This window comes from Limnoraphis robusta CS-951 (assembly GCF_000972705.2).
In genome coordinates this window covers 1-8864 of record NZ_LATL02000161.1, presented here as the reverse complement: position 1 = coordinate 8864, position 8864 = coordinate 1, and the positions used below count along the sequence as shown (strand labels likewise).

Annotated in this window: 11 protein-coding genes; 3 read left to right on the top strand and 8 right to left on the bottom strand. The window is 39.6% G+C overall.

Annotation, left to right across the window (positions count from 1 at the left end; translation table 11 throughout):
• Positions 1–92: 92 nt before the first annotated feature.
• Positions 93–1109, bottom strand: coding sequence for an adenosine kinase (locus WN50_RS14160; RefSeq protein WP_046278191.1), 1017 nt, complete (start codon positions 1107–1109; stop codon positions 93–95).
• A gap of 115 nt (positions 1110–1224) precedes the next feature.
• Here WN50_RS14160 and WN50_RS14155 point away from each other — a divergent pair, with 115 nt between their 5' ends.
• Genes WN50_RS14155 through WN50_RS14145 form a run of 3 tightly spaced genes read left to right on the top strand, consistent with a single transcriptional unit; the run spans position 1225 to position 3591 of the window.
• Complete coding sequence (locus WN50_RS14155; RefSeq protein ID WP_063847391.1) at positions 1225–2856, top strand: bifunctional aminoglycoside phosphotransferase/ATP-binding protein; 1632 nt, start codon at positions 1225–1227, stop codon at positions 2854–2856.
• Positions 2846–3262, top strand: a complete 417-nt coding sequence (locus WN50_RS14150) for a XisH family protein (protein ID WP_046278190.1) — start codon at positions 2846–2848, stop codon at positions 3260–3262. The genes WN50_RS14155 and WN50_RS14150 overlap by 11 nt, the downstream gene beginning before the upstream one ends.
• On the top strand, positions 3250–3591 hold the full coding sequence (locus WN50_RS14145) for a XisI protein (RefSeq protein WP_046278189.1): 342 nt from the start codon (positions 3250–3252) through the stop codon (positions 3589–3591). Before WN50_RS14150 ends, WN50_RS14145 begins: the two co-directional genes overlap by 13 nt.
• Positions 3592–3812: 221 nt before the next feature.
• On the opposite strand, the gene WN50_RS14140 is transcribed toward WN50_RS14145, so the two are convergent.
• From WN50_RS14140 to WN50_RS14110, 7 genes are all read right to left on the bottom strand, one after another.
• On the bottom strand, positions 3813–4256 hold the full coding sequence (locus WN50_RS14140) for a CAAD domain-containing protein (protein ID WP_152964810.1): 444 nt from the start codon (positions 4254–4256) through the stop codon (positions 3813–3815).
• A gap of 154 nt (positions 4257–4410) precedes the next feature.
• Positions 4411–5208, bottom strand: coding sequence for an energy-coupling factor ABC transporter ATP-binding protein (locus tag WN50_RS14135; protein ID WP_235440957.1), 798 nt, complete (start codon positions 5206–5208; stop codon positions 4411–4413).
• On the bottom strand, positions 5205–5969 hold the full coding sequence (cbiQ, locus tag WN50_RS14130) for a cobalt ECF transporter T component CbiQ (RefSeq protein ID WP_046278188.1): 765 nt from the start codon (positions 5967–5969) through the stop codon (positions 5205–5207). Before cbiQ ends, WN50_RS14135 begins: the two co-directional genes overlap by 4 nt.
• Positions 5970–5977: 8 nt before the next feature.
• The gene (cbiM, locus tag WN50_RS14125; RefSeq protein ID WP_046278187.1) at positions 5978–6622 is read right to left on the bottom strand and encodes a cobalt transporter CbiM; all 645 of its coding nucleotides are present in this window, start codon (positions 6620–6622) and stop codon (positions 5978–5980) included.
• A 30-nt stretch (positions 6623–6652) separates the two neighbouring features.
• Positions 6653–7204, bottom strand: a complete 552-nt coding sequence (locus tag WN50_RS14120) for a carboxypeptidase-like regulatory domain-containing protein (RefSeq protein ID WP_046278186.1) — start codon at positions 7202–7204, stop codon at positions 6653–6655.
• A 116-nt stretch (positions 7205–7320) separates the two neighbouring features.
• On the bottom strand, positions 7321–8196 hold the full coding sequence (locus tag WN50_RS14115) for a hypothetical protein (protein ID WP_046278185.1): 876 nt from the start codon (positions 8194–8196) through the stop codon (positions 7321–7323).
• 357 nt (positions 8197–8553) lie between these two features.
• Entirely contained in the window at positions 8554–8766 is a 213-nt protein-coding gene (locus tag WN50_RS14110) for a chlorophyll a/b-binding protein (RefSeq protein ID WP_046278184.1), read from the bottom strand.
• Positions 8767–8864: the final 98 nt, after the last annotated feature.

Genomic DNA, 8864 nt, shown 5'->3' with positions numbered 1-8864 from the left:
GGGGGTTAGGTCATCAAATTTCGGGTCGAGAATGAAACAGCCCTGCCTTTTCCAAGGGGGGCAGGGGGGATAGAGAGGGTTAGGGTGAGGTTTTATCCGGCGATAACAGTTTGTAGCTGATCTGCGGGAGATGTGGCTAAACGGGGGCCATGAATTTGTACGACTAACGAACCGAGATAATTCCCCCAACGGGCGGCTTGTGATGTTGTTAAACCGTTAGTCAGTCCATAAAGAACCCCTCCCGCAAACGCATCTCCAGCGCCAACTGTATCAATGGGTTTAACGGGAAATCCTGCAACGGGGATAATATTTCCCTTTTCGACGACTAAACAGCCTTTTTCTCCATTGGTAATAAAGGCTAAATCAACAATTTTACTGAGTTTAGTGGCGCAATCTTCTAAAGATTCACTTTGAAAAAAATGACGCACTTCTGAGTCGTTACAGAAGATCACATCACAATATTCTGAAACTAATTGATGAAAATCATCGGTGAAGCGATCTAATAAAAACCCATCAGAAAATGTAAACGCCACCTTGACACCATGACGTTTAGATTGTTCCATTGTTTCTATGCAGGCTTTGCGAGGATCGGGCGCATCCCAAAGATAGCCTTCAACGTAGCTATATTGACAACGACTTAAATGTTCGGTATTAATATCACTAACGGATAACCGAGTTGAAACCCCTAAGTTGGTACACATGGTTCGTTCGGCGTCGGGCGTTGTCAAGACTAAACAAGTTCCGGTAGGGTTTTCTGAGTGGAGATCGGGATCAACTTCAAACCCAATTCCTAACGCTACCATATCCTGACGGTAAAATTCGCCGTTGGTGTCTTCTGCGACTTTTCCCGTGTAGTAACCGCTTCCTCCACTTTGGGCGATCGCGATCATTGTATTCGCCGCAGAACCCCCACAACGCAATTCTAGAGATTGATTTTCTAACTGTTGTAATAGTTTACCTTGGTTTTGGGCATCCATCAAGGTCATCGCGCCTCGATTTAGGCTATGGTTTTGAATAAAATCATCATCAACTAATGCCAAAATATCTAGCAAGGCATTTCCGACACCAAAAACATTTATGGACTTTGAGGCTTGATTATCTTCTGTCATGGGATCTGGGTTGAGAACTGATTAAACTTTGTCACCCATCATATCAAATTCTGTGTTTGAGGTAAATTCAATCAACGTCTAAACTGAAAATAATTGCCGATCAGGAGTTGTTAATATGACTGATTCTTCTCTTCCGATTTTAATTCAGCAGATGTTACAACCGTCGTTTTATCCTCATCCGGTTACTGAACCGATTCAATTAATCCAAACTCATATTTCTTTTATTCTGCTCACGGGGGATTATGCGTATAAAATTAAAAAATCAGTTAATTTTGAATTTTTAGATTTTTCTAGTTTAACAAACCGCCAACATTTTTGTCAAGAAGAACTGCGTTTAAATCAACCGCTAGCCCCAGAGTTTTATTTAGAAGTTTTACCGATTTCTCAAGTTGGCGATCGCTTTCAACTGGGAGAAGAAACTAACATCGTAGAATATACGTTAAAAATGTGTCAGTTTCCGCAAGATAATCTGTTGATTACTTTGTTTGAACAGGGAAAACTGACTTTAGAACATCTGACTCAACTGGGGAAAAAAGTTGCTCTCTTTCATCTCAACGCCCCAACCAATGATTATATTCGTCAATTTGGAGAAATCCCTAAAATTCGTCAAGCGATTGAACAAAACTATAATCAAACGGCTCAATATATTGGCTTTGTTCAAACTCAACAACAATACGAAGAAACAAAGCAATTCACCGATAAATTTTTTAAAGAAAATGAATCTCTCTTTCAAAGCAGAATCGAACAAAATTGGATTCGAGAGTGTCACGGAGATTTACATTTAAAAAATATGTTTTTATGGAAAGATGAAGTGATGTTATTTGATCGGATTGAATTTAACGAAGAATTTCGCTTTGTTGATGTCATGTATGATATCGGATTTACAGTGATGGATTTAGATGCACGAGAACGTTCTGATTTGAGTTGTCAATTTTTAAATACTTATATTGAACAAACCGGAGATTGGGAAGGATTACAAATATTACCGTTTTATCTCTGTCGTCAAGCCTATGTACGGGCGAAAGTGAATTCAATGATGTTAGATGAATCGGAGATTTCTAGCGAGAAAAAACAAGAGATTCAAAAAGAAGCGGCTTTATATTATCAACTCGCTTGGCAATATACACAGCAAAAACCAGGACGAATTATAATGATGTCGGGTTTGTCAGGTTCGGGAAAAAGTACAGTTGCTAGACAGTTAGCCAGACGTTTAAACGGGATTCAAATTCGTTCAGATGCGGTTAGAAAACAGTTAGGCAAAATTCCGTTAAATGAACGAGGGACAGAAGCTTTATATACAGCAGAAATGACACAAAACACCTATAAACGGTTGTTAGACTTGGGGATAATTTTAGCAAAACAAGGGTTCACAGTGATTCTAGATGCTAAATATGATCAGCAACAGTTACGAGAAACAGTAATCAAACAATGTGAGTTTGATCAACTGCCTTTGAATATATTAGAATGTGTGGCACCGATGGAGATTTTGCGATCGCGTTTACAACAGAGAAAGGGAGATATTACCGATGCGACGGTTGATTTATTAGAGAGTCAACAACAAGCCTCAGAAGTTTTGACAGAAGTAGAAAAAGCTTATGTTACCTCAATTGATACAACTCAAGATATTGCAGCACAACTTGATCAATTCTCTCAGGGCATATCGATTTTTCACAGTAAAAGTAGTATAATTGAAAGTGGGGTAAACCCTCCCGCAATAAACAAGGAACAGGAGGATCATGCCTGCTAGAGATATTTACCATAATGCGGTAAAAAATGCTTTAATTAAAGAGGGTTGGACAATTACAGCCGATCCTTATAAAATTCTCTATAAAGATGCAGAGTTATTTGCTGATTTAGCGGCTGAACGTCCTATTTCTGCTGAACGAAGTGGCTATAAAATTGTCGTTGAAATCAAAAGTTTCATTAGTCCCTCGCCCATGAGAGATTTTGAAAATGCTCTAGGTCAATATATTTTATATCGTAATTTAATTAATTTAACAGCCCCAGACTATCAAATTTATCTAGCAATTAAAGAAAGCATTTATGAAAACTTCTTTAAACGAGACTCTATTCAAGAGGTTGTTCAAATAAACCAGATACTCTTAATTGTTTTTAGTATAGAACTTGAGGAAATCTTGCAATGGATAAACTAGAACGATATCGCACTTTCATTAAACGAATTTTGACAGAATACCATGACTGGGTTTCTGACTCATCAAATCTTACTGATGAAAGTTGCTTAGTGTTTGATGATCAACATAATCACTATATATGGTTGTTTTTAGGGTGGGAAGGAAAAAAACAAACTAGACATATTCAAGTTCATATCCGGATCAAAAATGAGAAGATTTATATTGAACAAGATTGGACAGAGGAAGGAATTGTGACTGAACTCTTAAATTTAGGAGTTCCTAAAGAAGATATTGTTTTAGCGTTTTATCCACCGGAAGAACGAAAGTTTACGGAGTTTGCAACAATGTGATGGAGATTTTAAAGCCTTGATTTCATAAGATTTGGAATATTAAGAGATCAACCCGGAGAGAATCAAATGTTTTATGAAGAAATTAACCACGAAGACACAAAGACACTAAGATTTACTCTTGGTGTTTTTTTGACTGTAAAAAATCCCCACCCTTTTGATCAAGATGGAGATTTAAAATAGAGTTTGTGATTCCAAACCGTCGAAATAATAAGGGATGAGAACTATTTTCCGCTAATTTGTTCCCAGAAAGCTTGAATTTCTTGGGACAATTCTTGACGGTTGGAAGCCCGCAACAAATAGCGATAGATAAACCAAGCCGAATATCCCATACCAATTAACTCAAAGGTTGGTGCAAGTAAAGGAATATCATTGAGGGCATCAATCACTGCAAACAGAACTCTCACAGACACAATTGCCGCTATAATCAGCAAAATTGTGATGATCGGTTTCTGGTATTCCCCGAAGAAACCTGAGACGTAAGCAGGCAATTCAGCGAGGACTTCAACGACTTTGGCTTTGATTTCGTCAAACTGAGTCATCGTTGTCTGTTCGTCAAGTGTAGCTTGTGTCAAGGGGTCTACAGATGTAGTTTTCACTTCGACAGAAGAAGGGGTTGTTGTGGTTTCTATTTTAGGATCGGGCATATTAGCCTCCTGAGATGACATCAAAACATAATGATAAACCAGCAGAATCATTATCCTGCTAGCAGTAGAGACAAGATTAGCAGTCTTTTAGCTGTGATCGCTAGTTATTTTCGTTATTTGTAAACTTCTCAAATTGGACATCAGCACAATCACCTATTTACAAATTAAGATAGCCTTAATAATCTAACGGTAAGCCACAGCTTTCTAACACCGAGGAATCTTGCAGCAATTGTTCGGTTGGCATATCTACTAAAATTTTACCCTGTTGTAGCACCATTGCGCGTTGGGTGACTCTCCTAACCCAGTTGAGATCATGAGACGCAATTAACAGCACTTCTACGGGTAATTCGGGTAAAATCTCAGCCAGATGACGACGCCACCAAGGATCAAGGCCATTCGTTGGTTCGTCCAAAATCAAAATCGAAGGGTTCAAGGCCAAAATTGCCGCCAACGCCGCTAACCGTTTTTGTCCCCCAGAAAGTTCATGTACGGGACGGTTCGTGACATCTGCGAGTCCAAAATCGGCTAACAGTTGATAGGCTTGTTCTTGGGCTTCTTCTGGGGAAACGCCATAATTACAAGGCCCAAAAATCACATCTTCTAAAATCGTGGGCATAAAGAGTTGATCATTCGGTTCTTGAAAACCAAATCCAATATGACGCCGCACTTGAAATAAATTTTTCGGTTCTAGAGATATTCCTTGTATCCATATTGTACCAGATTTTGGTTGTTTTAACCCAACCAAATTTTCCATCAAGGTACTTTTTCCAGTTCCCGTTTTTCCGAGTAGGGCAATTTGTTCGCCGGGGCTAAGGGTAAAGGAAATATCCTGCAAAACGGGATCTTGATTCGGATAACTAAAGACCAAATTTTGAACAACAATTCCCCTTTTGTCAGTTGCCAATTCTCTCGAAGAATGATGTAGTTGTTCGGGTGTTGTATGACTCAAGGTTTGATATTCCTCTAAATTCATAATAAAATTTCTAATGTAATCAGTCCACCGACGATTCCTAAACTGATCATTAAAGCGATCGCACTGTAAACATCTAAACTCCCTTTTGAACGATGAGATTTCATAGACGCACCATATCCCCGCAATTGCATAGCTTTGTAAATCTCCTGAGATTGTTGATAGCTCCGAACCAGCAAACTTCCCGCTAAAGCTGCGTAGACTTCCATATTTCGCCTACTCAATTTTGTCGGTTGAAAACCTCGCAGTCGGGTAGCCCGTTGCATGGTATTCAGTTGATAAGCCAGTTCAAATAAATAGCGATAAGATAACAACATCATATCGGCTAAAATGGGAGATAAACCGAGCGATCGCATGGCTTTAATTAGGTTCAAAAACGAACCCGTACCAAACAGAACCAAACCCGTGATAAAAATAGCTAAAAACCGACCAACAATCAAAACAATGGCTAAAAGTCCCTCTTGTCGTAAGGTAATTATTCCCCATTGCCAGAGAATGGTTTGACCGGAAAAAAAAGGTAATACGGCGATAAGACCCAACAAAAAAATACCTGGATAACGTAATCGAATGAGCAGAAAAGATAACGGCAATCGCGACAATAGATATAAAAGAGCTGTCAGGGTTAATATCACCGGAAGTAAACGCACATCTTCAACGGTAGCAAATGCAAACATTAAAGCAAATAACCCGATCAGTTTATACTGCGGATGCCAACGATGAATCGGTGAATTGAGGTGTGCATACTCATCCAGTGCCAATCTCATGCTTTATCCTAACTGGGTAAAAGTTCGGGTTTAACTCGTTGTAAAAAGCTAACCACCATTGCAGTAAAAACGCCCTCTATTCCCATCAATGGAATATGAGCAAACATTAACGCCAAAATAGCAGTTTGTTCAGCTTGAGCATCAAAACCTGAAGGAATATTTGTAATGGTTAACCCAAAAAATAGCAAAGCTGCAAGTCCTAAACCTGCTGCACCCGCTAAAAATCCAAAAAGATTCAGGGAAACAGTCGGTTTCAGTCGATGTCCGATGCTGTTGCGAAACTGAAAAATTTGAGCGGCAACGATCGCGGGAACACCCATAATGATGGCGTTAATTCCTAGTGTTGTTAGCCCTCCATGTCCAAACATCACGGCTTGAAACAATAGACCAATTAAAATCGCCGGAAACGCATAATAACCTAATACTGCACCTAATAAACCATTCAGAACTAAATGAACACTCGCGGGAGGAATAGGAATGTGAATACTAGAGGAAACAAAGAAAGCAGCCGTCAATAAAGCAGCTTTTGGGACTCCATCAGTCGGATTATTTTGTCTATTAATCTGTTTCAGAGAATACCACGTCGCTAAACCCGCGATCGCATATCCTCCAATGCAGACTTGAGCCGGGAGAATTCCCTCTGAAATGTGCATGAGATTATACGATTAATTTATTCTTCTGATTTAGCTTTCTGATTCTTGTTGTCGAACATTTGGGGTATCCTCAACGGGTGAATGTTTGAGATTTAGTTTGGAGAAAAATAAAGCCGTTCCCACACATCCCCACAGGATCGAGCCAATCATTAACCCTTTCTGAATGGGACTTAATCCTTGACTTGTTTTTGAATAAAAAGAACTCTGTTCGTTTTTATTTTCAGTTGGTTGAGCAGCAGAAACTTGAGAATTATTTGTATTGTTTCCTACTGCAATACTAATCAAACCCCCATGCCCTGCTTGCCGCACTTTTACTTCCCAATACCCAATTTTAGAGGGATCAGGGGTAAACATAAAATTCCCCTGATTGTCCGTTGTTCCCTGCTTCCAAGGCGTTGTCGGGTCATCAGGTGCATAAACCGTAACTTGAGCATTTTCTAAGGGCGCACCCGTGTCATATTTGGCGTTGATCTCAATCGCTTGAGTGGTATTGTGTTCAATTTTAACGCCATGAGCTAAGGCTTTTTCCGATAAACCTAAACTCGAAAATAGCACTAAGCCGAGAATTAATTGCCATTTCATGTTCATTCTCTCCTACATCTAGCATGATGAACTTTCTGGTGTTTTAATGTTGGTTTGTTGCAACTTTTCAAGGTTAACTCCTTAAGGCTTACTTCCTTGCCATCACTTGTTGATTCTCAATTATTTTGAGCGGTAAGCTGAGTTTCTTTGCAGTGACCTTCACCAACATGACCCAAACTCGGCAAAATGGCGATCAGTTTCTTATATTCTTCCGAAGAAAGTTGCTGTTTTAGCGTGGCCAAATCGGCATCTAATGAAGATCCTTTAGCGGCTTTTGCTAACGGTTCAAAGCCTAAAGCCCCTGTATTAGTCTCATCATTAGCCGGGGCTTCAGCATCTCCAAATAAATGATCAAAGTGGAAAGTTGCTTCTAACTGTGCAGTTTCTCCCGGTTGCAGAATGCCTTTACGATTTTCTCCGACAAAATCTCCACAAGTAAAAGCTAATTCTTGGTCAAGTTTCAGCGTAAAAGGCACTGTTTGGCCACCCTTTGTTGCCGTTCCCTGCATAACCATTGTGTAGCCTGCGGCTGGCCCTTCTTGGGCTTTATTCATCTTCCAAGACAAAGCGTTATATCGGCCCGGAGGTGCTGGGACTTCGTTGACGAGAATGGTTTCCGCATCCTCGCCGCCTGCGGCTAAGTCAACGGTTTTCTCTACGACTAAACTAATGGTTTGTTTGGCTTGGGGTTCGCCTCCGGCTTCCGCATCGTAGGGGGTAAAGGTTTCGTAGGCTGTGGCGTCGGAAATGTTGACATAAATGTGATCAAAGTTGACTTGCCAACCGTCTTTAGTTGTGAAGCCTTGACGAACAAAATCTTCTCCATTGGCTCGAAACTGCATCGTACCCACTTCGCCTGTAGGAGCGAGAATTTCTGAGGTAGCTTCTGTTTGCGGTTGTCCGGCTTCTGGGGTTGGGGTTTGAGAACAACCCAACAGGACTCCTGAAACCAAAAAAACTAAACTTCCAAAGGTGACTAACTGTTTTTTCATCCCTGATGCTAGATTACGGACTTTCTAATAGTATAGGAAACAAGCTTAAGCCGAGCTTGACAATCCCCTCTAGGGGCATTTTAAAACAGCTTTTACTCAAACTCTTGAATATCTTAAACATTAAGATCAAAAATTGCTACTCATTTTTTCATTTTCATAAAAAAATCTCAGAAATATAAGTTTTTCTGAGTATAAGTTAAGAAAACTTCTATTGTAAAAGTAGCTTTTTTCGTCTATTATGAACAACTTATCATTTTTTTCACTCTATCTAAAGGGGAGTTTCTAGATAATAACCTAGAGACTGACACCCCCTTGTTGATATTTTGATGATTCATCTGCATTGAAATTACAGAGAATTTACAGACTGGTTAACCATTCTACAAGTCCTTGTCCAGTGATGGCTTCTAAACTGATCAATGAGATAAAACCAATCATTGCTAAACGTCCATTCAGCTTCTCTGCGTACTGAGTGAAGCCCGTTTTCGGGGTGTCATCAACGTACATTTTCGGCTCAACTGCAAAGTTGTTCAGACGTCCACCTTCTTCAATGCTATAACCACGACTTGTCATATCTTTCTCCTAAAATTTTTTCTATCTGTATCTAAATGTAACATACTATTAAAATTTGTAAAGATGTTTGACAAAATATCTTTTTGATAGTATTGTAA

What these genes read in the sequence shown, in the direction of transcription:
- WN50_RS14145 (WP_046278189.1), top strand. Translation starts at nt 3,250, where the DNA reads ATGGATAAACTAGAACGATATCGCACTTTCATTAAACGAATTTTGACA.
- cbiM (WP_046278187.1), bottom strand. Translation starts at nt 6,622, where the DNA reads ATGCACATTTCAGAGGGAATTCTCCCGGCTCAAGTCTGCATTGGAGGA.
- WN50_RS14140 (WP_152964810.1), bottom strand. Translation starts at nt 4,256, where the DNA reads ATGTCATCTCAGGAGGCTAATATGCCCGATCCTAAAATAGAAACCACA.
- WN50_RS14155 (WP_063847391.1), top strand. Translation starts at nt 1,225, where the DNA reads ATGACTGATTCTTCTCTTCCGATTTTAATTCAGCAGATGTTACAACCG.
- WN50_RS14110 (WP_046278184.1), bottom strand. Translation starts at nt 8,766, where the DNA reads ATGACAAGTCGTGGTTATAGCATTGAAGAAGGTGGACGTCTGAACAAC.
- cbiQ (WP_046278188.1), bottom strand. Translation starts at nt 5,969, where the DNA reads ATGAGATTGGCACTGGATGAGTATGCACACCTCAATTCACCGATTCAT.
- WN50_RS14150 (WP_046278190.1), top strand. Translation starts at nt 2,846, where the DNA reads ATGCCTGCTAGAGATATTTACCATAATGCGGTAAAAAATGCTTTAATT.
- WN50_RS14115 (WP_046278185.1), bottom strand. Translation starts at nt 8,196, where the DNA reads ATGAAAAAACAGTTAGTCACCTTTGGAAGTTTAGTTTTTTTGGTTTCA.
- WN50_RS14135 (WP_235440957.1), bottom strand. Translation starts at nt 5,208, where the DNA reads ATGAATTTAGAGGAATATCAAACCTTGAGTCATACAACACCCGAACAA.
- WN50_RS14120 (WP_046278186.1), bottom strand. Translation starts at nt 7,204, where the DNA reads ATGAAATGGCAATTAATTCTCGGCTTAGTGCTATTTTCGAGTTTAGGT.
- WN50_RS14160 (WP_046278191.1), bottom strand. Translation starts at nt 1,109, where the DNA reads ATGACAGAAGATAATCAAGCCTCAAAGTCCATAAATGTTTTTGGTGTC.